Origin of the sequence: Chloracidobacterium sp. D, from assembly GCF_018304685.1 — a bacterium.
Lineage (GTDB): Bacteria > Acidobacteriota > Blastocatellia > Chloracidobacteriales > Chloracidobacteriaceae > Chloracidobacterium > Chloracidobacterium thermophilum.
This window is the reverse complement of the sequence record NZ_CP072634.1, coordinates 105,001-130,938: the sequence shown is the minus strand read 5'-3', so window position 1 is coordinate 130,938 and position 25,938 is coordinate 105,001. Positions and strand designations below refer to the sequence as shown.

At 61.0% G+C, this 25,938-nt stretch carries 23 protein-coding genes and 2 rRNA genes (1 of these 25 only partly in view); 12 read left to right on the top strand and 13 right to left on the bottom strand.

Features of this window, described 5'->3' with window-relative positions; genetic code table 11:
* Positions 1 to 14 precede the first annotated feature (14 nt).
* The 3 genes from rfaE1 to J8C01_RS00525 all read left to right on the top strand — a co-directional run bounded on the left by rfaE1 (position 15) and on the right by J8C01_RS00525 (position 3,602).
* Positions 15 to 1,031 carry a D-glycero-beta-D-manno-heptose-7-phosphate kinase gene (gene rfaE1 / locus J8C01_RS00535; protein ID WP_014098624.1) on the top strand — a complete coding sequence of 339 codons (1,017 nt, stop codon included), beginning with the start codon at positions 15 to 17 and terminating at the stop codon, positions 1,029 to 1,031.
* Between the two features lie 213 nt (positions 1,032 to 1,244).
* Positions 1,245 to 2,372, top strand: coding sequence for a citrate synthase (locus J8C01_RS00530; RefSeq protein WP_211432026.1), 1,128 nt, complete (start codon positions 1,245 to 1,247; stop codon positions 2,370 to 2,372).
* A 33-nt stretch (positions 2,373 to 2,405) separates the two neighbouring features.
* Positions 2,406 to 3,602: a M14 family zinc carboxypeptidase gene (locus J8C01_RS00525; protein WP_211432025.1), complete on the top strand. Its 1,197-nt coding sequence runs from the start codon at positions 2,406 to 2,408 to the stop codon at positions 3,600 to 3,602.
* A 69-nt stretch (positions 3,603 to 3,671) separates the two neighbouring features.
* Here the strand turns inward: J8C01_RS00525 and J8C01_RS00520 are convergent, their stop codons facing one another.
* Positions 3,672 to 4,700 (bottom strand): dipeptide epimerase, encoded by a 1,029-nt coding sequence (locus tag J8C01_RS00520; protein WP_211432024.1) that lies wholly within the window; start codon positions 4,698 to 4,700, stop codon positions 3,672 to 3,674.
* A gap of 139 nt (positions 4,701 to 4,839) precedes the next feature.
* Here J8C01_RS00520 and J8C01_RS00515 point away from each other — a divergent pair, with 139 nt between their 5' ends.
* The 6 genes from J8C01_RS00515 (at position 4,840) to J8C01_RS00490 (ending at position 10,778) form a co-directional block, all read left to right on the top strand.
* Positions 4,840 to 5,712 carry an SDR family oxidoreductase gene (locus J8C01_RS00515; RefSeq protein WP_014098620.1) on the top strand — a complete coding sequence of 291 codons (873 nt, stop codon included), beginning with the start codon at positions 4,840 to 4,842 and terminating at the stop codon, positions 5,710 to 5,712.
* Positions 5,709 to 7,304 (top strand): glycosyltransferase, encoded by a 1,596-nt coding sequence (locus J8C01_RS00510; RefSeq protein WP_211432023.1) that lies wholly within the window; start codon positions 5,709 to 5,711, stop codon positions 7,302 to 7,304. The genes J8C01_RS00515 and J8C01_RS00510 overlap by 4 nt, the downstream gene beginning before the upstream one ends.
* Before the next feature lie 67 nt (positions 7,305 to 7,371).
* Positions 7,372 to 8,004, top strand: a complete 633-nt coding sequence (locus tag J8C01_RS00505) for a radical SAM protein (protein ID WP_014098618.1) — start codon at positions 7,372 to 7,374, stop codon at positions 8,002 to 8,004.
* A 152-nt stretch (positions 8,005 to 8,156) separates the two neighbouring features.
* The gene (locus J8C01_RS00500) at positions 8,157 to 9,596 is read left to right on the top strand and encodes a S8 family serine peptidase (protein WP_211432022.1); all 1,440 of its coding nucleotides are present in this window, start codon (positions 8,157 to 8,159) and stop codon (positions 9,594 to 9,596) included.
* Positions 9,597 to 9,696: 100 nt separating this feature from the next.
* Positions 9,697 to 10,332, top strand: a complete 636-nt coding sequence (locus J8C01_RS00495; RefSeq protein WP_211432021.1) for a lysophospholipid acyltransferase family protein — start codon at positions 9,697 to 9,699, stop codon at positions 10,330 to 10,332.
* On the top strand, positions 10,329 to 10,778 hold the full coding sequence (locus J8C01_RS00490; RefSeq protein WP_014098615.1) for a cytidine deaminase: 450 nt from the start codon (positions 10,329 to 10,331) through the stop codon (positions 10,776 to 10,778). The genes J8C01_RS00495 and J8C01_RS00490 overlap by 4 nt, the downstream gene beginning before the upstream one ends.
* A 24-nt stretch (positions 10,779 to 10,802) precedes the next feature.
* Here J8C01_RS00490 and J8C01_RS00485 read toward each other — a convergent pair whose 3' ends face one another.
* From J8C01_RS00485 to J8C01_RS00465, 5 genes are all read right to left on the bottom strand, one after another.
* Complete coding sequence (locus J8C01_RS00485) at positions 10,803 to 11,567, bottom strand: TIGR00266 family protein (RefSeq protein ID WP_014098614.1); 765 nt, start codon at positions 11,565 to 11,567, stop codon at positions 10,803 to 10,805.
* Positions 11,568 to 11,657: 90 nt separating this feature from the next.
* Positions 11,658 to 13,373, bottom strand: coding sequence for a class I adenylate-forming enzyme family protein (locus J8C01_RS00480; RefSeq protein ID WP_211432020.1), 1,716 nt, complete (start codon positions 13,371 to 13,373; stop codon positions 11,658 to 11,660).
* Positions 13,374 to 13,557: 184 nt separating this feature from the next.
* Positions 13,558 to 15,354 carry a type I-G CRISPR-associated protein Csb2 gene (csb2, locus tag J8C01_RS00475; protein ID WP_249355457.1) on the bottom strand — a complete coding sequence of 599 codons (1,797 nt, stop codon included), beginning with the start codon at positions 15,352 to 15,354 and terminating at the stop codon, positions 13,558 to 13,560.
* Positions 15,354 to 15,767 (bottom strand): hypothetical protein, encoded by a 414-nt coding sequence (locus J8C01_RS00470; protein ID WP_249355456.1) that lies wholly within the window; start codon positions 15,765 to 15,767, stop codon positions 15,354 to 15,356. Before J8C01_RS00470 ends, csb2 begins: the two co-directional genes overlap by 1 nt.
* A gap of 350 nt (positions 15,768 to 16,117) precedes the next feature.
* A complete protein-coding gene (locus J8C01_RS00465; protein WP_211432019.1) occupies positions 16,118 to 16,837 on the bottom strand; it encodes a Bax inhibitor-1/YccA family protein in 720 nt (239 codons plus the stop codon).
* Between the two features lie 138 nt (positions 16,838 to 16,975).
* Here J8C01_RS00465 and J8C01_RS00460 point away from each other — a divergent pair, with 138 nt between their 5' ends.
* A complete protein-coding gene (locus J8C01_RS00460) occupies positions 16,976 to 18,193 on the top strand; it encodes a class I SAM-dependent rRNA methyltransferase (protein WP_211432018.1) in 1,218 nt (405 codons plus the stop codon).
* Between the two features lie 65 nt (positions 18,194 to 18,258).
* Here J8C01_RS00460 and dnaN read toward each other — a convergent pair whose 3' ends face one another.
* A complete protein-coding gene (gene dnaN, locus J8C01_RS00455; RefSeq protein ID WP_211432017.1) occupies positions 18,259 to 19,449 on the bottom strand; it encodes a DNA polymerase III subunit beta in 1,191 nt (396 codons plus the stop codon).
* Positions 19,450 to 19,559: 110 nt separating this feature from the next.
* On the opposite strand from dnaN, the gene nadC reads away from it, so the two are divergent.
* The gene (gene nadC / locus J8C01_RS00450) at positions 19,560 to 20,417 is read left to right on the top strand and encodes a carboxylating nicotinate-nucleotide diphosphorylase (RefSeq protein WP_014098605.1); all 858 of its coding nucleotides are present in this window, start codon (positions 19,560 to 19,562) and stop codon (positions 20,415 to 20,417) included.
* Here the strand turns inward: nadC and purQ are convergent.
* The 3 genes from purQ to J8C01_RS00435 form a co-directional block, all read right to left on the bottom strand.
* A complete protein-coding gene (gene purQ / locus J8C01_RS00445) occupies positions 20,395 to 21,132 on the bottom strand; it encodes a phosphoribosylformylglycinamidine synthase subunit PurQ (protein ID WP_211432016.1) in 738 nt (245 codons plus the stop codon). The two genes, nadC and purQ, sit on opposite strands and share 23 nt — an antisense overlap.
* A gap of 95 nt (positions 21,133 to 21,227) precedes the next feature.
* Positions 21,228 to 22,769 (bottom strand): phytoene desaturase family protein, encoded by a 1,542-nt coding sequence (locus J8C01_RS00440; RefSeq protein ID WP_211432015.1) that lies wholly within the window; start codon positions 22,767 to 22,769, stop codon positions 21,228 to 21,230.
* Entirely contained in the window at positions 22,766 to 23,293 is a 528-nt protein-coding gene (locus J8C01_RS00435; RefSeq protein ID WP_211432014.1) for a hypothetical protein, read from the bottom strand. Before J8C01_RS00435 ends, J8C01_RS00440 begins: the two co-directional genes overlap by 4 nt.
* A gap of 113 nt (positions 23,294 to 23,406) precedes the next feature.
* On the opposite strand from J8C01_RS00435, the gene hemF reads away from it, so the two are divergent.
* Positions 23,407 to 24,366 carry an oxygen-dependent coproporphyrinogen oxidase gene (hemF, locus tag J8C01_RS00430; protein WP_041569021.1) on the top strand — a complete coding sequence of 320 codons (960 nt, stop codon included), beginning with the start codon at positions 23,407 to 23,409 and terminating at the stop codon, positions 24,364 to 24,366.
* 47 nt (positions 24,367 to 24,413) lie between these two features.
* Here the strand turns inward: hemF and J8C01_RS00425 are convergent, their stop codons facing one another.
* The 3 genes from J8C01_RS00425 to J8C01_RS00415 all read right to left on the bottom strand — a co-directional run.
* The gene (locus J8C01_RS00425) at positions 24,414 to 25,526 is read right to left on the bottom strand and encodes an amidohydrolase family protein (protein ID WP_211432013.1); all 1,113 of its coding nucleotides are present in this window, start codon (positions 25,524 to 25,526) and stop codon (positions 24,414 to 24,416) included.
* 71 nt (positions 25,527 to 25,597) lie between these two features.
* Positions 25,598 to 25,714: ribosomal RNA gene (gene rrf, locus J8C01_RS00420) — 5S ribosomal RNA — on the bottom strand.
* A 41-nt stretch (positions 25,715 to 25,755) separates the two neighbouring features.
* Positions 25,756 to 25,938: ribosomal RNA gene (locus J8C01_RS00415) — 23S ribosomal RNA — on the bottom strand; it runs 2,704 nt beyond the window's last position.

The window sequence follows — 25,938 nt, the reverse complement described above, 5'->3', positions numbered from 1 at the left end:
CCTACGTTTTTGGCATGACCCATCCGGCAGACGCATCCTCTGACGCCTACGAACCCCTGGTCGCCCGCCTGTCCGGGCAACGCATCCTTGTCGTGGGCGATGTCATGCTCGATGAGTTTTTCTGGGGTCGCGCCAGCCGCATTGCGCCCGAAGCGCCGGTGCCCGTCGTGGAAATCGAGCGTGAAAGCTACGTGCTCGGCGGCGCGGCCAATGTTGCCGCCAATGTTCGCGCCTTGGGCGGACTGCCGTTCGTGGTGGGCGTCGTCGGGGATGATCTCGCGGCTGAACACCTGCGCGATACCCTGCTCCGGTGGCATCTGGAGTGGCACGGGCTGGTCGTGGACGCCAACCGCCCCACCACGCGCAAGACCCGCGTCATGGTCAATGCCCATCAGATGGCCCGCTTTGACCGGGAATCCAGGCAGCCCATCCCGGCGGACATCGAAACGGCCCTGATGCAGAAAGTGGACGCCTGGCTGCCGGAAGTCAGCGCCGTGGCCATTTCGGATTACGACAAAGGTGTGCTCACCCCACGGTTTCTGCGCCACGTGCTGACCCATGCCCGCCAGCGTGGGCTGCCGGTCGCGCTCGACCCCAAACCGGTACGCTTTGCCAGCTACCAGCCGGTCACAGTGGTGACGCCCAACCATCACGAAGCCGCCCTCATAGCCCAGATGTCCGTCACCGATGAGGCTGCACTGGAAGCTGCCAGCCGACGCCTTTCGGCCATGCTCGGCCAGGCACACGTCCTCATCACCCGTGGCGAAGCGGGGATGACACTGTATGAGGCACCGGGCCACATCCACCACATTCCGGCTACGGCCCGCGAGGTCTATGACGTAACGGGCGCTGGCGATACTGTCCTGGCCACACTCATCCTTGGACTGAGCGCCGGATTGACACTCTGCCAGTCCGCGCATCTGGCCAACCGGGCGGCCGGCGTTGTGGTGGGCAAGCTCGGCACGGCGACTGTCCGCCCGGAAGAACTGCTGGCCGGGCAGGCTCTGGCCGCAACACCGGCGGGCCGCTGAACGGGCTGCTGCCAGCTTCCTGTCCGGCTTCCTGACGTGGGCTGCATTGACCACCGGCCTGCGGCTTTGTTATGGTTCATACACTTCGGCATCGGCCCGCCACCGGAAACCGCAGCTCGTTTTTTGTAATCCCCCTTCGGTCGGGTTGAGTTTCGAGACCTTGTGGCAAGCTTGCCAAAAAACCATACCATCTCACTCTCCAAAGGAGCGGACATGGCGCACGAAGATTTTATCAAGGGTTTGGAGGGCGTGTTGGCAGCGCAATCATCGATTTGTTTCATTGATGGTGCGGCTGGTCGCCTGACGTACCGTGGGATTGACATTCAGGATTTGGCGGAGAATTCAACCTTCGAGGAAACAGCCTACTTCCTGTTGTTTGGTCAGTTACCGAAGCAGGACGAGCTGGATGCCTTTACCCGGCAACTACAAGCCGAACGCGAGGTGCCGCCGGAAATCTATACGCTGCTGCGCACCCTGCCGCCCACGGCAACGCCGATGGAAGTGCTCCGCACGGCAACTTCCGCCCTTTCCGCCTACGACCCCGACGGACACGACCACAGCGACGCCGCCAACGTACGCAAGTCCGTGCGGCTCATTGCGCAGATGACCACGCTGACGACGGCCTATGACCGCATCCGGCGCGGTCTGGAGCCGGTCAAACCTGACCCGTCGCTTTCAATGGCGGAAAGCTTCCTCTATGGCCTTACGGGTGAAAAGCCCCATCCGTCGAGTGCGCGGGTCTTTGACGTGTGCCTGATTCTGCACGCCGATCATGAGCTGAACGCCTCGACCTTTGCCGCACGGGTCATTGCTTCGACGCTCTCGGACGTTCACTCGGCCGTAACCGGGGCCATCGGGGCGCTGGCCGGTTCGCTCCACGGCGGTGCCAACCAGCGGGTGCTGGAAATGCTGCTCGAAATCGGCGAACTGGACAAAGTGGAAGCCTACGTGGACAACCTCTTTGCCAACAAGAAGAAAATCATGGGCTTCGGGCATCGCGTCTATCGGACGATGGACCCGCGGGCAACCGTCCTGCGCAAGTTTGCCAAGCAGCTCGGTGAAGATGTCGGCAACACGAAGTGGTATGAAATGGCCGAGCGCATCGAGCAGTTGGCCTTTGCGCGCAAGAAGCTCTACCCGAACGTGGATTTCTTCTCGGCGCCGGTGTTCTACACGCTCAACATCCCGGTGGATTTGTTCACGCCGATTTTTGCGTGCAGCCGCATTTCCGGCTGGGTGGCGCACATCCTCGAACAGTTGCGTGACAACCGTCTCATCCGGCCGCTGGCGCTTTATACCGGGGCGGAAAAAGCCGAATATATCCCGATGTCTGACCGATAGGGTTGCCACGGTTGACTCTGGAGCACACCGGCCATGCTGGGCTTATCCGAGGCAACCCTCACCCTGGTCAAACGGCTTGCCTCGCACTATGACCGCTATATGGTTCGGGAGGCCACGCCCCGCCTGACGGCGGCGGGGCTGGCCTCACATCTGTCCCACCTCGCTTCCAAAGACACCCGTCTGACGGTTGAAGTCGGCGGCCGCTCCGCAGCCGGACGCCCGATTCACCGGGTGACGTTTGGGCAGGGCCAGCGGCGCGTGCTGATGTGGACGCAGATGCATGGCGATGAACCCACAGCGACCCTGGCCGTTCTCGATCTGCTCGCGGCACTTGTGGAATTTCCCCAGGACGCAGCCCTGAACCGGATTCTCAGGGAAGTCCAGGTCTGCATCCTTCCCATGCTCAACCCGGATGGCGCGGAAGTCTTCCAGCGGCGGACTGCCCAGGGCATTGACCTCAACCGTGACGCCCGCCACCTCAGAACACCGGAGGCAAGGCTTCTCAAGCGGACGCACGACGACTTCGTGCCTGACTTTGCCTTCAATCTTCACGACCAGAACCCGCGCTACACGGTCGGCGACAGTCACCGTCTGACGGCAATGGCCTTTCTGGCGCCGGCGCACGACGCCTCGGGCAAGGACAACATGGCCCGGCGGCGCGCCAAGCGTCTGGCTGCGGCCATGGTGCAGATGCTCACTCCGTACATTGACGGTTACATGGCGCGCTTTGACGACACGCACGAGCCGCGCAGTTTTGGCGACGCCATGCAGGGCTGGGGAACGAGCGTCGTCCTTGTCGAGTCGGGAGGCTGGCGCAATGACCCGGAGAAGACCTACCTTCGCCAGCTCAATGCCGTGGTATTGCTCGGTGCACTTCACGCCATTGCCGGTGACGAGTGCGATGCCGTGGAAGCGACGGCATACGAGGCGCTGCCGCCCAACACGAGTTACTTCTACGACCTCATTTTCGAGTCAGCGACGCTCGACTTTGGTCCCAGCCTTCCTCCCATCGTCGCCGACATTGCCATCAACGTCAGCAACCACTGGCAGTCAACGCCGGTGGATGCCATTCGGGGACGTGTCATGGACGTGGGCGACCTGCGCGACTACGACGCCGGAGAACGGTGGTCGCTGGACGGCCGTGCGGTGCCAGGTCACGACTTCCGCATCGAGGCTGAAGTTGACGTGGATGCCCTCCGCGCCATGGCGCAACCTGTTCAGCCTTCGTAAATTTCAGCCCTCGTCACTTCTTCCAACCCGACACGGGACACCACACCGGACTGGGAATGTTTGGGGCGCTCAGCCGGAGAGCGGCCGTACTGGGCAGGCACCAATCCCCGGCCGCGCTGGCGGCAGCATGCGCCCGTCAACCAGTTGCGCCCCCTCGAACGGATCGTTGGCAATGAGTGCCGCGCCGTCCAAATCTGCCCAGTCAGCCAGCGGTGAAACATGGGTTGCCGCCGAGATGGCGCAGGAAGTTTCGGTCATGCATCCCAGAAGGGTTTTCAGCCCCAGGGCGCGGGCGACGGTGAGCATGGCATGCGCGGCGCGCAGGCCGCCGCATTTGGCCAGCTTGACGTTGATGCCGTGATAAACCCCTGGCGCACGGACGACATCGTCCATCGTCCGCACAGCTTCATCGGCAATGATGGGAAGCGGGCTGCGCTCGGTCAGCCAGGCGTGATCATCCACACACGCAACGGGAAACGGCTGCTCGACGAACAACACCTGCTGCTCGGCCAGCCAGCCAATGAAATCCAGCGCCGCCGAGCGGTCGCGCCAGCCCTGATTGGCGTCCACAGAAAGCGGTCGGTCGGTGACCTCCCGCACGGCTGTCACCAGCGCCCGGTCGTTGTCGCCCCCCAGCTTGAGCTTGAGCACCGGATATTCGGCCATCCGCACGGCTTTCTCCCGTGCCGCGTCGGGAGACATCAGACTCAGGGTAAAGGAAGTGGGTGGAATCCGGCTCAGGTCAAAGCCCCACAGTGCATAGAGCGGCTGGCCAAGGTACTTTCCAAACAGGTCATGCAGGGCGATGTCCAGCGCCGCCAGTGCCGGAGGCAGCGGCCCGATGGCGGCGGTCGCCGCTGCCAGCAGGCGGTCTAGATTGAGTGGATGGATGGGTTCCGACCACTGAACCCTGTGCAATGCCTGGCAGACTTCTGCCTGGCTCCAGCCCAGGTATGGCGGCAGCGCCACCTCACCATAGCCCACCAAACCTTCATGATGGACTTCAAGGCAGACGGCTGGTGTCGTGGTACGGCGACCAACAGCCAGGGCAAAGGGTTCCCGGAGTTCCAGGGTGAGAGGGTGGATAATGAGTTGCACGACCGGCCTCCCCGGCACCGTCAAAACTGGACCGTACCGGTTATCAATTGAAAAAACTGATGCAGAAACATTGACGCTGGAGGCGGATTCTTGGATAACCTAACGCTGTTGCTTTGATACCATTACATTCCACACGGCCATGAAACGAATTGCGCTCGTGACCGGAGGCACGTCTGGCATTGGCAAGGAAACCGTCCGTGGGCTGGCGCGGGCCGGGCTGGCGGTTGTCCTCGTGGGACGCGACCAGCGGAAGTGCGCCGAGGTCGTGCAGGAACTGCGGGCCGACACGGGACAGACCGACATCACCGCCCTCACGGCCGATTTGTCGCGGCTGGAGGACATCCGGCGCGTTGCAGACGAGTTCCGCGCGACTTACCCCCGGCTCGATGTCCTGGTCAACAACGTCGGCGCGATTTTTGACACCCGGCGCACCACGCCGGACGGACTCGAACAGACGTTTGCACTCAATCACATTTCCTACTTCCTGCTGACCAACCTGCTGCTTGACCGGCTGCTGGCCAGTGCGCCGGCGCGGGTGGTCAATGTCAGTTCAGCCGCACACCGGTTTGTGCCGGGCGTGGATTTTGATGACCTCCAGTTCGAGCGGAAACCTTATGCGCCTATGACAGCCTACGGCCAATCCAAACTGATGAACATTCTGTTCAGCCAGGAGTTGGCCCGGCGGCTGGAGGGCACCGGCGTCACCTCCAACAGTTTGCACCCCGGCGGTGTGGCTTCCAACTTTGCCGACAATACCACCGGCTGGTTTCGCTTGACGGCCAAGGTACTCAAGTGGGCCGTAGGGATTTCACCAGCGCGTGGGGCTGAGACTTCCGTGTATTTAGCCACGTCGGACGAGGTCGCGGGCGTCAGCGGCCGCTACTTTGAGCGTTGCCGGGCGGCGACGACCAGCGCAGCGGCGATGGACCCGACAGCCCAGGTGCGGCTGTGGCAAGTCAGTGAGCAAGTCGTGGGCCAGGTGTTTCCATCTCCTGCAGGAGTCACCTCGTGATTTTTGACGCGCTCCCAGCGCCTGCAACCAATCGCTCCCAAACCCGGCTGGCCACAGCGCCCACGCTTACGGGTCGCATGCTCGCCGTGGGGCTGATGACTTGGTGGATGGTGCCCTTCCTGCTTTTTTTTATTGTCGCTGCACCGGGTGGCATGGGGTTCGAGTTTAAGCTCGGTCTCAAAAGCGGTGCGACGGCGCTGGTGCTGGCCGTTCTGGCAGCCGCCCTGCTCCGTCTGGTTTCGATGGGCAGTTCCCTGTGGGAAATCCGGCAGCGCCGGCAGCGGCGCGCGGTGGAAATGGAGTGGACGCTTCCCAACTCGGAGCGCATTCGCCCGATTTCGATTGTGGTGGTCGTGCAGGGTGGACGGGAGCAAGTGGTGGAAGCTGTGGATCGGCTGCTGGCGCTGGACTATCCACGCTTCGAGGTCATCGTCGTCAGCGATGGCTCACCGGATGGGACGCTGACCTGTTTGAGGGAAGCTTTCTCCCTGCATCCAACCTCACGCATTATCCAGAAAAGCATCCCGGTTCAGACCGAACTGACACTGTATGCCTCCACCAAGCATCCCCGGTTGACGGTCGTCGCCAAGCCGGAAACCGGGCGGGAAGATTCCCTCAACTGTGGTTTGAATGTCTCCCGCTATCCGCTCATCTGTGCCTTGGACACTCAAGTGACACTCGACGCGGACGCCCTCATCGAGCTGGCGCGTGGGTTCATTGAAAACGTGACCCAAACCGTTGCCGTAAGCTGTCTGGCCGAGTTTTACGGCGACGCTTCGACGCCCAGCGGCTCTGACATCCGCCTCTCGGCCGACGGTATCGCGCCCATGTATGCCCCCATGCAGCGGTCGGTCAGCGCTGCTGCGGACCAGCGCCCCCTCGATGACCTGCAACGGGTTGACCGCGCAACCCTCTTTCATGTGCAGTGGCTCCTGCGCGCCGGTGTGGGGAACCTCGCCATGCTGCCGGGTGTGGTGTCGCTGCTCAAAAAAGCCGAAATTGTCGCGGCCGGCGGCTATCGCACCGGCTATGCCGCCGACACCCTGGACCTGCTGCTGACGGCCTACCGGGTACGCAAAAGTGAAGAAACCCGCCGGGTCTTGTTTCTGCCGGAGGTCATGGCCCGTATCGCACCACTCGACTCACTCGATGAAACGATGCAGGCCCGTGCCACTGCCACCCAGGAATCCTTTGGCATCATCGTCCGTCACCTGGGGCTCACCTTCAGCGGACAGGGCGACTGGCGCGCCCGGCTGGCCCTTCCGGTCTTCATTGTGACCGTCCTGTTTGCTCCCGTTTGGGAGTGGATGGCCGTCATTCTGGTGGATGTGGCGGCACTGGCCGGTGGTTTTACCTTTGACGAACTGGTGGCGCTGCTGACGCTGTTTTTGTCCATCGGGCTGGCTGACAGCCTCGGCGGGCTGCTCTGTGATGAAGTGTCGAACCGTCGCCGCCGTTCCACGGGTGAAATCCTGCATCTGAGCCTTGCAGCCATCACCCACGCTGTCACTTTCCGGTGGATGATGGGGCTGGCGCAGTTGCGGGGCATGCTGGCGTACATTTCGGGGCGCTCCATTCGTGAAACGATGTAGCATCACATTCAACGGCCCCCGTCCTACAGTGAAACCTGCATTCAAGTCCAACCAGAGTGTCGTCCCCATGCGTATCACCGAAATCTTCTTCAGCATCCAGGGGGAATCGAGCTACGCCGGACTCCCCTGCGCCTTTGTGCGGACGACCGGGTGTGACCTGCGTTGTACCTGGTGCGACTCGGAGTACACCTTCACGGGCGGAACGCACATGTCGGTCGAAGAAATTCTCGAACGGATTCGCGCCTATCCGACCCGTCTGGTGGAACTCACCGGTGGGGAGCCGCTTCTGCAGAAAGACATTTACGAACTGGCCGGACGGCTGCTTGATGAAGGCTACACCGTCCTTATCGAAACCGGCGGTCACCGCGACGTTTCCCGCCTTGACCCCCGGATTATCAAAATCATGGACATCAAGTGCCCCGGCAGCGGCATGGTGGAAAAAAACCTGTGGTCAAACCTCGACCACATCACCCGCCGCGATGAAGTCAAGTTCGTGCTGGCCGACCTGGCCGATTACTTCTGGGCGCGCGAAATCCTGCGCATTTACCGGCTCGAACAACGGACGAATGTCCTGTTTTCAACGGTCTTTGGTGTGGAACAGCGGCCGATTGTCGAGCGGCTGCTGGCAGATGGGCTTCAGGTCCGTTTCCAGACCCAGTTGCACAAACTGATCTGGCCGGCCGATATGCGCGGCGTTTGAGCTGCCCGGTGGGCCGGCAGCCGGAACATGCCAGCCGGGGCCAACCGTCTCCGGCTTGCCGTCTTGACCCTGACGGTGTAGCGTTTTTCCCAATCCTTTGGGCTGCGTTTCTCTGCCACGCGGCTTGTCATTCCGCCACGGGAGGTCAATCCATGCGTCCGTCCACTCTCAAGCATCTTGCCCTTGGCTGCGCGGTCATTGCGGCAGCCGGCGGAATCGGCCTCATGCGCCGCCTGCCGGCTCCCAAGCCGCGTGGGGCGAAGTTCTGCCGAATCGAAGCCCGCCCCAGCCAGCACCAGGTCCCCTATTCAGCTTCCACGCCGACTGTTGCCGAGCGTCCTGAAAGCTACGGATTCATCATCAAGTACAAGCGCACGGCCAAACCCGGCGTGATTTCCAGAATGCTGGAGGAGCTGAATATCCGCCGCTCGTACCGTTATCCCCATCTGCCCCTGTTTGCCTTTGGCATGTACCCGGAAGGCGAAGCCCAAGCGACGGATGCCTTTCTGGAGCGGCTGCGGCAGCATCCGAGCGTCGAGTATGTCGAACCCAACTACGTGTACCGCATTGGGGACACCCGTCCTGACGATCCCAGCTTCGCTGAGCAATGGGGGCATCTCAACGAAGGGCAGCCCATCAAGGGCGGCCAGCCGGGCATTCCCGGCGTGGATGCCGCTGTGGTGTCGGCCTGGGATGTCACCACCGGCAGCCGCGAGGTTGTTGTGGCGGTGATTGACACCGGCGTGGACTACACCCACGAAGACTTGGCCGACAACATGTGGGTCAACACCCGTGAGATTCCCAACAACGGTATTGATGACGACGGCAATGGCATCGTGGATGACTACTACGGCTACAATGCCGTGGGGAACAATGGTAACCCGCTCGACGACAACGGTCACGGCACGCACTGCGCCGGCATCATCGGCGCCAAGGGCGACAATGGCACAGGCATTGCCGGCATCAACTGGGATGTCCGCCTCATGGCCCTGAAGTTTCTGGACGCCAACGGGCGCGGAACGCTCAACGACGCGCTGGAGTGCATTGACTACGCCATTGCCATGAAGCAGCGGGGCGTCAATGTGCGCGTCCTGTCGAATAGCTGGGGTGGCGGCGGCTACTCCCGTGCTCTGGAAGAGGCCATCCGCACGGCGAATGCCAACGACATCCTTTTCGTCGCGGCGGCGGGCAACTCCGGCACGAACAACGACCGCATCCCGCACTATCCGGCCTCCTACGATGTTCCCAATGTGCTTTCCGTCGCGGCCCTTGCGCCCAACGACAACCTGGCCTCGTTTTCCTGTTATGGCAAGAAAACGGTGCATCTCGCCGCGCCGGGCGTGGATATCTATAGCACTGTTCCGGTGACGGTGTTCGGGCAGGGCTACAAGCACTTTTCAGGCACGTCCATGGCCACGCCGTATGTGGCCGGCGCGGCGGCGCTCGTTCTGGCCCGTGACCCCAAGCTGTCGGTGACGGCGCTCAAGGCGCAGTTGCTGCGCTCGGTGACGCCGGTGGCCGCACTCGAAGGGCGGCTGGCCACGGGCGGCCGCCTCAACATTGCGCGGGCGCTCGGCGTACGTGGTGAGTAGCCTTCCTCAGGCCCTTCACGGGCCCCAGACATTTCACAGGTTCAAAACACAACGCCCTCGCCACTCTGGCGGGGGCGTTCCCCATGGCACTCAAAGAGCGATGAACCTGCATCAGCGTACCATCGTCTATGTGACCCGTCCCGCGTTACGACTGGCGCTTCATCCGTTCTTCAGAATGACCTACTTCGGGGTGGAGCACGTACCGAAAACCGGGCCGGTACTTCTGGCTCCGAACCATCAGGCCTATGCTGACCCCTTCTGGATTGGGCTGCCCATCCGCCGCCCGATTCACTTCATGACGTGGAGCCGGGTGTTTCGGGTCGCGTACCTGCGCCCCCTGCTGCGCTATTTCCAGTGTTTTCCGGTTGACCATGACAAGCCCTTCGACAAAAGCGCCCTCAAAATTGCTCAGGAACTGCTCCGTGCCGGTCAGGCGGTCATGATTTTTCCCGAAGGCGGACGGACGCCCCACGGCGATTTGCAGGAATTCAAAGCCGGCGCCTTTCGGATTGCCGTCAAGCTGCGGGTGCCCATCGTCCCGGTGACGCTCAACGGCGGCTTCGAGGCATGGAGCATGTACCGCAAGCTGCCGCGGCCGGGCAAAATCACCGTTTACTTTCACCCGCCGATGTACTTTTCAGCCGACGACCGTGATTTGAAGGAAGTCACGGCGGAAGCGGCCCGTGCCGTCCGGGAAGTCATCGCCAGCAAGTTGCAGCGCCCAGTGGCGTCATGAGCAGGTCCACTCCATCCGCCGGGTGCGACGAAGCCGTGCTCATTGCGGCGGCCCGGGAGGCGCGGCGGCAGGCACATGCGCCTTATTCGGGATTTTCCGTCGGGGCCGTGGTTCAGGCCCGGTCGGGAAAGCTCTACACCGGCTGCAACATAGAGAACGCCTCGTTTGGGTTGACGGTGTGCGCCGAGCGGGTGGCGCTTTTCAAGGCGCTTTCCGAAGGCGAGCGGCAGTTTCAGGCGGTCGTGATTGCCACGGACGCCACTACGCCCACCCCGCCCTGCGGTGCCTGCCGGCAGGTGCTGTGGGAATTCTGCGGCGACATCCGCATCATCAGCGCCGGGCCCCAAGGGAAGACAGCCGAGTGGTCCCTGGCCGCGCTGCTTCCGGCTGCCTTTGACGACCGGAACCTCGCGGCCACAACGCCGTCTTCCCCGGAGCCGGACTGATGCTTCTTTTTGGGCGCTGTGCCGTCAGTTTTCGTCGCCAAAGAAACCGCCGCCACCGCCGGAGGTCGCCCGTGGCAACGTGGCCGCAATACGCCCAACCAACCGGCTGAAAGGCAGGGTTTGCAGGATGACCTGCCCGGGCCCTGTCAGGGATGCCAGAAACAGTCCCTCGCCGCCAAAGAGGGCATTTTTGAACCCGCCGACGAACTGGATATTGAACTGAACCGACGGCTGAAAAGCCACGACGCAACCGGTATCCACGCGCAGCGTCTCACCCGGCCGCAGGTTGTAGGTCATCGTGGCCCCGCCAGCGTGAATGAATGCCAGGCCATCCCCGCGCAAACGCTGAAGGATGAAGCCCTCACCCCCGAAAAAACCGGCCCCCAGGCGCTGCTGGAAGCCAACGCTGAGGTCGGTGCCACGGGCTGCACACAGAAACGAGTCTTTCTGGCACAGCACTTCGCCGCCGAACTTGGCCAGGTCAATGGGAATGATCTTGCCCGGATAGGGAGCGGCAAACGCCACGTCGGCCCGGGCGTGACCGTAGTTGGTGAACGTGGTGATGAAGAACCCGGCCCCCGAAAACACCCGCCCGACGGCTTTGGCCAGGTTGCCAAAGAAGCCTTTTGAGCTGTCGGTGGCCATGGTGGTTTGCATCTCGATGCCGGCCGTCATGTAGAGCATGACGCCCGCTTCGGCCAGTACCTGCTCGTTGGGATCGAGCGTGATGATGACGCCCTGCAGATCGTCGCCGACGATCCGGTAATCAATGACATCCGACTGTGGCATGGACCTGGCTCCCTGGAATGGAAATGCGCCTTGGTGGCCTTCGGTTCGTAGCACAGCCGACGGGCTGGCACCAAGCCGGGCGCGGCCCGGTTAGACGCGGCCCAGTTCCCGCAGGACTTCGGCGCGCAGTTTGTACTTTTCCACCTTGTTGGTAAGCGTCCGGGGCAGTTCGGTTACGAGCCGGATGTGTTGCGGCTGCATAAACTTGGGCAGGTGCTGGGCTGCCCACGCCTCCACAGCGGCTTCGGTCAGAGCCGTGCCGGCCTTGGGAACGATGAATGCCACGATGTCGTCTTCGTCGCTTTCCGCGCCGGGGATCGGAAATACGGCGCACAGAGCAATGTCGGGGTGTTGGTGCAGGAGGTCTTCGACAACATAGCTGGAGAAGTTTTCACCACGCCGTCGCAGCCGGTCTCCGAGGCGGTCAACGAAGAAATACTCGCCCTGTTCGTTGACATAGGCAGCGTCGCCGGTATGAAACCAGAGTTGGCGAAAGGCCTTGAGGGTGGCTTCGGGTTTGCCGAGATAGCCATCAAACAGCAGGGACGGAATTTTCGGACGGAAGCACAGCTCGCCGATTTCGCCGGGCGCGCAGGGGTAGCCTTTGGCATCGAGAATGGCTACTTCGTGAAACGGCATCGGACGCCCCATGGCACCTTTGGTCGTGACGGTTTCGCCCCGGACGACCGGGATGCCGAACTGCCCGGCCACCTGCCGCAGGTGTGCGCGGTTTGAACCTTTCCACAGTTCGGGCGGTGTGCCTTCGCCTTCGGGCATTTCCTCGATGAGCAGGCAGAGGCCGAGGCCGGATTCGGTCTGACCGAAGCCGGTGGTCACGATGTCGAAGCCGAACCGCCGGGCAATTTCCTGGTGGTTGAGGGGCAACGGTTGTAAGTGAACTTTTGACAGCGTTGTGGCGCGGTCGTTTTCGCTGGGTGGGGCTTTCATCAGCCACGGCACCATGACATCAAGCAGAATGGCAGTGGTTGCGCCGCGTTTGGCGATGCGCGCCCAGAAATCCTGCGGACTGAACCGGTTCCAGACGGCGACTTCGCAGCCGACCCAGGCGGCGCGGGCGATGAGCGCAAAGGCGCCGGCAATGTGGTACATCGGCAGATCGCAGTAGATGACATCCTCGCGGGTGAGCAGCTTGCGTGCCAGGAAGCAGTACTGGTTCAGGCAGCGGAAGGGAAGGATGACGCCTTTGGAGGGGCCGGTTGTCCCGGAGGTGTAGATGATGCTGGCCGGGTCGGTGTACTGGAGGGTGACGTTCGGACGTGCGGCCGGTTCAAGCAGTTCCGTCCAGCCTGTGGGTTGGAAGGCATCCGGGAGGGGCATCCGTTCGGTGGGCGGCAGGAAATCGTGCGTGCCTTCGGGTGCGTCATAGACCACGGTACGGGGCAGTTGGGAGAGTTCGGCGGCGATTTCGGTCAGCCGTGGCACCATGCGGCGTTCGGTCAGGAGGAGCGCCGGTTGGGTGTCGTTGAGGGTGTAGGCGAGGAGTTTGCCGGTGAAGGTGTAGTTGATGGGGCAGAACACGGCGCCAGCTTTCCAGATGCCGAACATGGCGAGGGTGGTGATGAGGGGGTTCTGCATCAGGAGGGACACGCGCTGTCCGCGGGTGATGCCGAGGCGGGCGAGGTTTCCGGCGATACGGTCCGTGAGGGCGGCGACTTCGGCAAAGGTCAGGGTTCGGTCATCTTCGCCGTAGTGGAAATAGACGGCATCGGGCGTGGTCTGGGCCCAGGCATCGAGGCGTTCGACGACGATTTCTTCGCGTTCAAACTCGGTGAGCAAATCGCGCATGGGAGTTTCATCCGTCTCTGGCAGAAAAGGGCTGTGAGGCGGCAGCAGCTTACCAAATCAGGGCAGTGGATGTGTGCTTGAGTGTGCCTAGATGGGTTTGGGAAAACATTTGGGGAGAGGTTGGCTGGCCCTCAAGTCCACTTGAGCATGCGGCATTCGTGCCGGGTCTGTAGCAGTCAACCGTTTACCTGGGTTCCTCAACAGGGCGGAATAGCCCCAGGCCGAAGCTGCTGGAGTGCCCAAGGCGAATAGGACCGACTACTGGTGTGGTGAACTGCAACCGAACCATTTGACCTCGGCGATCTCCGATGAATGTGCGTTCGGTTGCCTTCCGTGGGGGTACATGCACAGCCACCCATTGTGGAGTGCCCAAGAGATCAACCTGGACATCTTGTGCAATCTCTCGCTTCCGAACCTCCCGGCAAATCTGTTCGGCGATTGACTCACCCGCACGCACCTTGCCGCTACGAAGATAATGGCGCGGAGGGACGTACAGTGTTACTGACTCCCAAACCTTTGATGGTTGGCCGTCGAAGCCCGGTGGCGGCGGCACCGCTCGATCAAGTGGAACAAGCCGCACCTTCCATTCGTCAGAGTCTGGACCAGCCGCAGCCCAAGACACATCGCGTTTGGCAGCGAGCAGAATTGCCTCCTGCTCCTCGGCATCGAACGCACGCGAGCCACGCCAGACGAGGAGGCGCGTCGGCTGGCCGTCCTCGCACCACACCAGGAACTCCGTGTGGCAATGGCCATTCAGTGGCTCGCCGTCAGCGTTTTTGCCGATCATGTCGGCGACCGACTCGCGCACGTCGCGACTGGTTTTCGTCCAGCTAGACGAAGCATCCTTCGTTTTCAGCAAGAGCAACTCACGGATCACAGCCCCGCGAAACCGCGCTGTAAGTCGCACGATAGCGCGACGTTCCGGCGCCACGTTCCAGCCAATGGCGAACTGCATCAGATGACAATCCGGGCGATGCTCCGGCACGCGCCGGCACTCGCGGGACGCGGGAGGATCGGGTCGCTTCGCGTAGAGCCACCGCGCGCCGGGCGGAACTGTTTGCTTTGCGGCTGAGGGGTCATCGGTCGTACACTCGATGTCTTCAGGGGTGGCTTCCGCGCATGGTACCAGCACGGGTACTGTGCCAGCCGTTCGTTGCTCAGTGAGTTTGCAGTTGGCCTTAATCTCGCCAGACTGTTCTACTGGGCGAATGCGCGTGAGCGTCTCGGCACGCCCAAAGTAGGTGATTCGTTCGAGGCAGTTCGCAAGTACCGACTTCAGCCCTTCATCCCAGTCACAGTCATTGCCCTCAATGAACCACCACACAGAAGCCTCGGGTGGCACGCACCAGTAATTGTCCTGCACGAGGCTGGTTCCGTAGCTGCGAATTCCGGCGTCAGCGATGCGTTGCCAACCACCCGTCGGATGACCGAGAATGTTCTCAAGACGACTGATGCTCGCCTCATCCCGTGCAGCTTGTTTGAGGGTCTTGACCTCGACCGTCCATTTTCCGTCGTCATCGATCGTCAGCGACAGCCTCTTGATGCCGAGTTTCTTGACCCGCTCCTCGATCTTCTTCTCGTCTTCGGAGAGTTCCTTCTCGCCCTGCTGTCCCTTCTTGCCTTTCTTTGGAACCTTTGGAGTCCTGACGAAGACGCCTCGATCACGCCAGTTCGGCGCGTCCATCCTTAACTCCGTCGGTTGGTACTGCCTCAGCGAGTTTCCCTTCCGTGCTTCGGGCGGTAGGTAGAAACTGTATCTACTACTGCACAGCGCGCGCTGGAGTTTCTCGAGTTTCCCGAGGTCGGGATCCATTTCTGCCTCGCGCACCCACTGATACCAGCGCGCCGTGACAGCGCGCACCAGTCGCCACGGACTTGGGGGCCACTCGCCATAGGGATCGTCAAACGGGTTCACGCGCCAAGGCGTGGCGTGAAAGCGCCCAAGTGGGAATTCCTGTCGAAGGATGACTACACTCATCATCAGCCCTCCTCGGCACCACTGTCGTCCTCGTCTGGCGAGCCATTCTCATCGCCCTCAGAGGTGCTGGCTGCATTCGCTTCAGGAGCACCTTCCCGATACAACTCTTCACGCGGCCAGAAGACGTCCGTGACGGGCTGGTCACTGAAGCCTGCCTCGTTGATTGCTTTTTGGATGTCAACATCAATGCTGACCTTCTGCCCACAGCTTTCAAGCGCCGTGCAGCGGAGATGGCAGCCGGACCGGAAGCGAAAGGAGTTCTCGGTGAGTTTTTTGATTTTCCACAATGCAAGTGCAACGAGGAACTTCTTCTGATTCTCTGAGAGGCCGAGCTGCTGCCATTCATAGGGAGTGAACCCAGCAGTTGCCCTTTTGAAGAATTCAGTGAAGGACTCCTTACAGGGGTTATTCATCATCTCCCTCCCCGTCTCCAAAAAGTGCGGACGAACAGAATCCTCTTGATCTAGTCAGGATCATAGTGGCAATCGGTTTTTCATCGGCTTCCGGCCAACCACCAGGCTGTGCCAGTGACAGTTCGCCGCGTCAAACGGAAAATCCTGGGTTTGGTCGGGAGTGACTTGCCGGATTATTTTGTCGTTGGGCTGCAACTTTACTGCAACCCCGGCGAATGATGTCAAGCTCCAACGAACACTGAAAAAGTGCTGCCGCACTTGCCCCGAAAAACACCACAAAAAAACCGAGGCCACCCAGCGGGCGGCCTCGGTTCACAAGCAATGGCAGGCTTTACCCTGCAAGCCTGGGCAGGCTATTCGTCCCCACCCAGGATATTCAGAATGTTGAGCAGGTGAATGAACAACCCGAAGAAATCCAGAAACAGGCTCAGGGCACCGGCGACGTACTCATCCGTGGGCAGGTTGTGCATGATGTTCGACGTGTCATACAGCACATAACCCGCAAACAGCAGCACCGCCCCCGAAGAAATCGCCAGTGAAAAGATGCTCGAACCAACGAAAATCCCGATGAGCGAAGCCACCAGAATCACAATCAGCCCCGTGAACAGGAAGCCACCCAGGAAGCTGAAATCCTTGCGGGTCACAAAGGTGTAAGCCGTCAGCCCCCCAAAGGTGGCCACCGTCAACGCCCCCGCCGCCAGCAGCGTCAACGGGCTTCTCCCCAGCGTGAACAGGATGAGCGGCGAAATGAGCACCCCCTCAAGGAACGTGAAGGCAAAGAGCGCCACCAGATTGACGCCTTTGACCCGGCGGAGCGCGCCAACCCCAATGACCGCGCCAATGAGCAAAATCAGCGCCAGCCAGTAGTACTGCACCACGGCTATGTACAGGCCGGTGACGATGCTCACCGCCACCCCCGCCATGGCGCAGAAAATGCCGCCGAGAAACAGGGCATAGACCTTACGAACAAACGCCATGCGGGCGGCTACCGATGCATCCGCCGCCAGCACGCCGCCGAAACCGTAAGCCGGCGGCACCCCCCGATCCAGTTGGTTGTAGCGGTAGTCGTTCATCGTTTCCCTCCGACAGGTACAATCTGTTATGGCTCCTGCCTTGCGCCTGCACAGGGTGCCTCACAAGGCGTTACGGCGTTCCATATCCTAGCCGAAAAACGTACCACTCCACGAGAAGTTCCCGCAGAAGACTGCCACATGCCGAACTCCACCCGCTCACTCCAGCCCCAATCCACCGGCTCCCTTCCAACCCTCAAACTGCACGCCAACCGCGAAAAGTCGGTTCGCAACCGCCATCCCTGGATTTTCTCCGGGGCCATTGCCCACTGGCCCCAGAACCTTGAAGATGGCGGTCTCGCCGCCGTCAGCGCCGCCAACGGCGAACGGTTGGGCTATGCCTACGTCAACCGCCGCTGCTCGATTGCCGCCCGGATGGTCGCCTTCGGCGACGCCGAACCCTACACGGCCATCCGGGACAACCTGACCCGCGCCGTCGCCTTCCGTCGGGAACATTTCAACCCGGACCAGACCAACGCCGTGCGGCTCGTCAACGGCGAAGGCGATATGCTGCCCGGCCTCATCGTGGATCAGTATGCCGATGTCCTCGTAATGCAAATCTCGACGCTCGGCATGGAACGCCTCAAGCCCTTTGTGCTGGAAACGCTGGTCGAGCTGACACAGCCCCGGGCCGTCTATGAGAAATCGGATGTCGCGGCGCGCTACGAAGAAGGGCTGACCGACTTTACCGGCCTGCTCTACGGGCACGACTTCGGCCCCCTTGTCGTCACCGAACAGGGGCTGCGCTTCCACGTGGACATCAAACACGGGCAGAAAACCGGTCTCTTTCTCGATCAGCGCGAGATGCGCGCCCTGGTGCAAAGCCTCGCGGCGGGACGCCAGGTGCTCAACGGCTTTGCCTACACCGGCGGCTTTTCCCTGTATGCCCACCGGGGACGTGCCCGGCGGGTTGTGTCAGTGGACAGCTCCGGCGGCGCACTCAGGCTGGCGCAGGGCAACCATATCCTCAACGGCTTCTCTGTCACCGATGACGACTTCATTGAGGCTGATATGTTTGCCTACCTGCGGCAGCTTGACGCGGCGGCCTTCGACTTCATCATCCTCGATCCGCCGGCTTTGGCGCGCAAACGGGAAGATGTGATACGCGCCGGACGCGCCTACAAAGACCTCAACCGGCTCGCCATGGCCAAAGTCGCGCCGGGCGGACTGGTCCTCACCTGCTCCTGCTCCCACTTCGTGGATGAAAAACTCTTCGGGCAGATTGTGTTTCAGGCCGCCTGCGAGGCCGGCCGCCACGTGCGCATCCTGCATCGCCACCGGCAGGCACTCGATCACCCGGTCAGCGTTTTTCATCCCGAAGGCAGTTATCTGAAAAGCCTGCTGCTCAGCGTGGATTGACCCACCGCACCGGCGATACGCCGGACCGGTTCACCCCAGGCCGGTTCGCCCAAAGGGCGTTTTACCTAAGCCCGCATCGGCATGACGACATAGCGGTAGTCGTATCCGTCGCCGTCCACCGGGCGGAGCTGTATCTGGGTGATTTCGTCCTTGAACTCGAAGCGCGTCTGCGTGCTATGGGCTACGGCGAGAAAATCCATCAGGTAGCCCACATTGAAGGTGATTGTCATCGAAGGGCCGGGATAATCCACGCTCAGGGTTTCGACGGCTTCGCCCGACTCCGGTGACTGGGACGTAATTTCGACCCGTCCTTCCGTAGCGTGGAGTTTGACGGCGTGAGTTGTTTCATCGGCGACGACCCCAACCCGTTTGAGCGCCGCCACGAGCAGATCGGTCTCAAAAACAATGGTCTTGTCATTGCTCTTGGGCATAACGCCCTCGTAGTTGGGAAACTGCCCCGCCAACAGCCGCGAGGCAAACGTGCGCCCCCCGATCTGAAAGAACACATGGCGATCGTCCTGACCAAAAGCAATCTCCGTGGCTGTCGTGTCGGCTGCCAGCCGCACGATTTCGGCCATGGTCTTTTTGGGAATCAGGAAGCTGATGCGCGTTTTGCCCTTCTCCACCTTGCTCTTCTCTACCGGAGCACCGGCATTGAGCTGGACACAACCGGGCCGCTCAATCAACGCCAGCCGGTGTCCGTCTGTGGCCACCATGCGCAGCAGAGCAGCCTGGGACTCATCGGCGGCGGCGCTGTCCACCACCATCTGCACCCCGTTGAGCTGGTAGCGCGATTCTTCCTGGGAAGTCGCAAAAAGCACGCGCGGAATCATCGTGCGCAGAATGCCGGACGAAACCGAAAGCGGCAGCGCCGGTATTTCCGGCAGGGAGGGATACCCCTCCGGCGCCGGGCTGAACAGCCGGAACCGGGAGCGCTCGCAGGTGATGGTCATGTTCCCGCTTCCGTCACTTTTGAAGTGGATGTCGGCATCCGGCAGGTTGCGTACGATGTCAAACAGCCGCCGCGCCGGCAGCAACGCGGTGCCGCTATGCCTGATGGCCGCCGGACAGGAGGTTTTCAGCGTGGCGTCAAGGTCCGTTCCCGCAAGAGTCAGCACATTGCCCGCTGGTGCGCTGCCCGCTTCCCCACTCAGGAGAATGTTGGATAGGATGGGAATGGTCGTCTTCTTCTCAACGACATTGTTGAGAAAGCTCAATTCCTTGAGCAAATCGGCTTTGGCAACTGAGAATTCCACGGCACACCATCTCTCTTCATTTGATTTTCACGTAAAGTACGCGATTATGCGCCGTTGTGAACAGCAAAGCAACTCGGCAGCTTTCCCACCCAAGGTCAGCGACACACACCATGAGACTCGACCCTGTTGCCATTGAAAACCTCATTGCACAGTTTCTCGCAGAAGACATCGGACGCGGCGATGTCACCACCGATGCCATTCTGACCCACGAAGTCCGGGCCCGCGGCCGTTTTCTGGCCAAACAGGAACTCATCCTGGCCGGCATTGAAGTTGCGGAAATGGTTTTTCAGTGGTTCGACCCTGAAATCCAGATTCAGACCTTCTATCTGGATGGAGATACGGTGCCTGCCGGTAAGGAAATTGCGCGTGTGGCAGGCCCGGCGCACATGCTGTTGGCCGGCGAGCGCGTGGCCCTCAACCTGCTCCAGCGGATGTCGGGCATTGCGACGCTCACCCATGCGTTTGTTCAGGCCATTGAAGGCACCAGCGCCGTCATTGCTGATACCCGTAAGACAGCCCCGGGGCTGCGGCTGCTCGACAAATATGCCGTTCACGTCGGCGGCGGACACAATCACCGGTTCGGACTCGATGACGGGATTCTCATCAAGGACAACCACATTGCACTGGCTGGTGGCATTGGACGTGCGCTGCGGCTGGCCAAGAAAAACGCCTCCCATCTGCTCAAAATCGAAATCGAGGTCAGTACGCTTGAACAGGTCCAGGAAGCCGTTGCTGAAGGCGCTGATGTCATCCTGCTCGACAACATGACGGTTGATCAGGTACGGGCCTGTGTGGCGCTCATCCGTGAGCTGGAACCACCCGGACGGCAGACGCTCGTCGAGGTTTCCGGCAACATCTCACTCGACAATGTCCGGGCTTATGCTGAAGCTGGCGCCAATCTCATCTCCGTTGGGGCGCTGACGCACAGTGTCAAGGCAGCCGACATCAGCCTGAAACTGTCACCGTAGCCGCACTGCGCCGTTGCTGCTCAGCATCCCGCAGGGTGAGCATCAACGCCTGGAAGAACCGGAGGCCGTCGCTGCTGCCCAGGGCTTCTTCACAGGCCCGTTCGGGATGGGGCATCAACCCCAGCACATTGCCTTCGGCATTCAGAATGCCGGCAATGTTATGCAGTGATCCATTCGGGTTGGCGGCCGGCGTGGGCTGCCCGGTGGCGTCCACATAGCGGAACAGTACCCGCCCTTCAGCTTCCAACCGGGCGACTTCCTCCGGGGCGCAGTAGTAGTTGCCTTCACCGTGTGCAATCGGCAGGGTGATGACTTCCCCCGGTGCATAGGTATGGGTGAAGGGCGTGTCGGCCCGCTCAACCCGTACCTGCACCAGGTCACAGCAGAACCGCAACCCGGCATTGCGCAACAACACACCCGGAAGCAGACCAGCCTCACACAGGATTTGAAACCCGTTGCAGATGCCGACAACATACCCACCCCGCGCGGCATGCTCCCGTACGGCGCGCATCACCGGAGAACAACTCGCAATGGCGCCACAGCGCAGATAATCACCGTAGGAAAAACCGCCGGGCAAAATCACCACGTCGCAATCGGCAACAGACGTTTCGGCGTGCCAGACGAAGCGCACCGGTTGACCGATGAGCTTGCTGATGACGTGATACGTGTCGTGGTCACAGTTGGAGCCAGGGAAAACGACGACGCCGAACTTCATGAGGCAGGGCTTCCTGGGAAGGGCTGGGAAATTTCAAAGCTCATACGTTACTTTTCAATGCGCCCCGATACAAAACAAATCCGCCCACAGGCGGCTCACCACGCCCGGAGGATGCGTCCGGCGCAGCTCAACCCGGAAGCGGCGACAGAAGGCACGCCTTGGCCGGGAAAGCAACTGTCCCCGGCGCAGTAGAGACCGCGAATGGGTGAACCGCCCTGTGGCTTGAGCAGTACGTCCGGCCCACGGCGCAGCAAGGGTCCATAGGTGCCACGGGTTCGCGCCAGGTAGCGCTCGTTTGTCAGCGGCGTACCGACCGACACAACCTGTACGACTTCGGAAGCATTCGGGATGACCCGCTCCAGCATGTGCAGCATGTGGCGGGCGGCAGCTTCCTTGGCTGCCCGGTAGGCCGGGGTACGGCGCACGCCTCCACCACCGGCAGCAAGCTGGGTCAGTACCGACCAGTCATCATAGCGGTCCACCATGAACGCATGGACGTTGTGGTATCCGGGCGGGGCCAGGCTTGCGTCGTGCAGCGAAGGCAGTGAAACAAACAGCATCCCACGGGGTTTGTCGTAGGCTTCCCAATCGTTGACGACGATATGGTGCACGACGGTCTCCGGCGGCAGGTGTGAACTGGCGACGCCGCCAAACAGGCTGGTGAAGCTGTCCGCCTGGGCATATCGCAGGGACTGCTCCCGAAACATCACGCTGGCCAGTGGATGTTCCCGGAAGAGTCGCCCGTAGGTGTCCCACACCGTGGCGTTGGAAACGACGGCGCGGGCCGTGATGTCCTCACCGGTCGCAAGCCGCACGCCCTGGACGCGCCCCTGGCGGACCAACCCGGCCGCAACGCGGCTGCCATAGCGAATGCGCCCGCCGTGGCGTTCGATGCCGGCCACCAGTTTTTCTGCGATGACGCTGCATCCGCCGAGCGGATAGCGGACGCCGTTCACGTGGCGGTCGCCAAACACCAGCGCCGCATTGACGAGGGGCGTGGCGCCGGCACCGGTCAGTGCCCAGCAAAAGGTCTCGATGTCTATGAAGCGCCGCAGCCGGACATCCCGCAGATACCGTCTGGCCAGATCGCCCAGCGTGGTCAACGCCGCCTGGCTCATCCGCAGGGCATCCCAGGGAGACGTGGCCACGCCACGGATCAGCCCTGGAACATCATCGAGTGCAATGAGTGGTACGCGCGCCATGACGCGGTAGGCTTCCATGGCGGCATCGTAAAAGGCGCGGATACCGGCCCGTTCCTGTGGAAAATAACTGGTCAGTTCGTCCAGGAAATGCTCGCGGTCATAGTGGGTGCGGATTTCCATCCCATCCGGCAGGTGGTAGTGAATCTGTACGTCATCGCGCCGGGTCTCAACGGTTTCACCAACTTCTGCCAGAGCTTCGGCGACAAAGTTGATCGTCCCTTCGGTTCCCAGCCCGTAGAGCAGGGAGGCGCCAACATCAAACCGGTATCCGGCGCGGGTGAAGTACGACGCACTTCCCCCCGGTACAGTGTGCTGTTCAAGCACCAGCACGCGCACGCCGTGGCGGGCCAGGCGCGCTGCCGTGGCGAGTCCCCCGATGCCTGAGCCGATGACGACGACTTCCGGCTGCCAGCTTTCGGAGTGTGCAACGGTCATGGCCTGGCAAAGCGCAAGCCGTTGACGACACACAAAAAGTCGCGGACATCACTTTCCGGTGTTTTGACACCGGTCAGCGTCGGACGGGCCGTGATGGATTGGCCTGGCGCAAGCTGTTTCAGATTTTGGGCGGCAAGTGGGTAAGCCAGCTTTTCCACGATGATTTTTTCTTCCATATCAACAAGATAGACCCGCAGTTCGATGCCGGTCAGCGGGCGGTCGCCACGGTTCTCGATGCGGCAGATGTATTCGTACCGGTCACTGGCCTCTCCGTTGACGACGAGCCGATCCAGTGTCACCAACTTGATGCCCTCACGCTGAAGGTAGGCATCATACTCCGGGTTTCCCGCCCGCAGCATTCCCTCAGACATCTTCACAGCAGCCGTCTCACGGCTCTGCTTTTCCCACCACATGACAAGTCCCACGACAGCAGAGACCACAACAAAGGTGGCGGCCAAGATGAGAAACAGCGTGCGGCGCGAGTTGGTTTCCGGGATGGCGGTTGGTGTTTCCAGCTCAAACATGACAGTCGGTATGGCAAACAGTGAGGTCCGTGAATTTCATCTGCCCTAAGCCTAGCGCGTGGTGTAGCTTGACAAAAGAAAGAGTTGCACCCTTACAGAGAGGACTCATTGGCATGATAGCGACTGAAATGCAATCCAGCGAAGCACCAACCGCAACCGGCCCAACCTTGCGGGAACGGGCTGAAGCTTTTTTCAAAGCCCTCCAAGATGAAATTTGCAGCGCCCTGGAGCAGCTCGACGGCGCCGCCAGATTCCGCGAAGACCTCTGGGAGCGGGAGGGCGGCGGTGGCGGACGGACGCGCGTGATCGCCGACGGCCGGGTGTTTGAAAAGGGCGGCGTGAACTTTTCGGCTGTCCACGGCCTGATGCCCGAAAAACTGGCTGCCCGTATGATGCCCGGCGAAGACCGGAACTTTTACGCCACCGGCATTTCACTGGTCATTCACCCGCGCAATCCGATGGTGCCAACCGTTCATGCGAACTTCCGCTACCTTGAGCAGGGCAGCAGTACGTGGTTCGGCGGCGGCGCAGACCTGACGCCATATTACCCCTACCGGGAAGATGTCATCCACTTCCACCGGACGCTCAAAGCTGCCTGCGACGAGCACCACCCGGACTACTATCCACGCTTCAAGCAGTGGTGTGATGAGTATTTTTTCCTGCCACACCGCAATGAAACCCGTGGTGTGAGCGGCATTTTCTTTGACTACCTCAAGGCTGATGAACACACCGACCTGGAAGCCATTTTTGCCTTTGTGCAAACGGCCGGGCGGGCTTTTCTTCCGGCCTACCTGCCCATTGTTGAACGCCGTCAGCCTGAGCCTTATGGGGAGACCGAGCGGGAGTTTCAACTCATTCGCCGGGGGCGGTATGTCGAATTCAACCTCGTCTATGACCGTGGCACTGTTTTTGGTCTTGAAACCCGTGGACGTACGGAGTCCATCCTGATGTCGCTGCCGCCGCTGGCCAAGTGGCTCTATGACTATCGTCCGGCGCCCGGTTCACGCGAAGCCGAAGCGATGACCTACTTCACTCCACAGGACTGGTTGGGTCTGGGACAGGCAACGGCATAAGTCCTGTACACTCACTACAGCCGGGCGGAACCACCACAGGAGGCCCACTAGGTGGGTTCGCCCGGTACTCCCTCATCTGGCATCCCTGCGGCACCTGCATCACTCTCCGTGCAGGTTGGCCATCCCGTTTCGGACGGCAGACCCAACCGCTGGTCATCCAGCCCCAGGAATTCGACGGCGTTTTTCCACAGCAGGCGCTCCCGGTCGGCGTCGGAGAATTCTTCAATCGTGCAAATGAGCTTTCCCGGTTCATCCTCGCCGAGAGGAAACGGATAATCGCTCCCCAGGACGACGCGCGTCATCCCAAACACCTTCACGACGTAGCGCAGGGCATCGGCATCGTGAACGAGAGAATCCACGTAGATTTGTGGCAGATAGGTGCGTGGAGGCTGGCTGATATGCACCTGGCAGAGGTCTGGACGGGCGGCCCACCCCTTCGTGATGCGCCCGAGCGTGAACGGAAAGGCACCGCCGCCGTGCGCAAAGCAGCAGCGCAGACGGGGCAGGCGCTCCAGTACACCTCCGAAAATCATTGAACAGATAGCCAGGGACGTTTCGGCCGGCATCCCCACAAGCCATGGCAGAAAGTAGTTGGGCATGCGTTCCCGCCCGACCATTTCCCAAGGGTGGACGAAAACCGCTGCGCCAAGCTCAGCCGCACGTTGAAAGAAGGGAAACAGCTCCGGGGCGTCAAGATTCCAGTCATTGACGTGAGTGCCGATTTCCACTCCGGCCAGCCCCAAGTCCTGGACGCAGCGTTCAAGCTCACGGGCAGCCAGATCAGGAGATTGCATCGGGAGCGTTCCCAAACCAACGAAGTATGTCGGATGACGCGCAACAACCTCAGCAATGTGGTCGTTCAGAAAGCGCGCCAGATCGTAGGCGTCCTGTGGCTTGGCCCAGTAACTGAACATCACCGGAACCGTGGATAGCGCCTGCATGGTGACGCCGTGGGTGTGACAATCCCGGATGCGCGCTTCCGGGTGCCAGCAGTTTTCCTGCACCTCACGGAAAAAGCGGTCATCAATCATGATGCGCGCACAGCGTGAGTTTACATACTCCAGCCGTGGGAAACCGGGATAGCCATATTTGGCGCGCAGGTTTTCCCAGCGTGGCGGTAAGATATGTGTGTGCAGATCAAGTTTTCGGAGCAAAGCCACGATGGGCAGTCAGGAAGCAGCCAAGGGCTTTAAACATGGAAGGGCAAGGTTATATACACCTTGCCCTATGTTTCCGGCAGCTATCTACTTTCCCACGCAGTCCCCCGCGCAGTATCATCGACTCCACGGAGCTTAACTTCCGTGTTCGGAATGGGAACGGGTGTGTCCTCCGCGATATGGCCACCGAAATTCGTTACCCCGAAGGGTTAGCTCGTATTCGACAAATTTTGTGGTTAAGCCGATCGGTTATTAGTACGAGTCAGCTCAATGCATTACTGCACTTACACCTCTCGCCTATCAACGTAGTAGTCTTCTACCAACCTGATGGGGAAGTCTTATCTTCGGACTAGCTTCGCGCTTATATGCTTTCAGCGCTTATCTATACCCAACTTAGCTACCCTGCGGTGCTGCT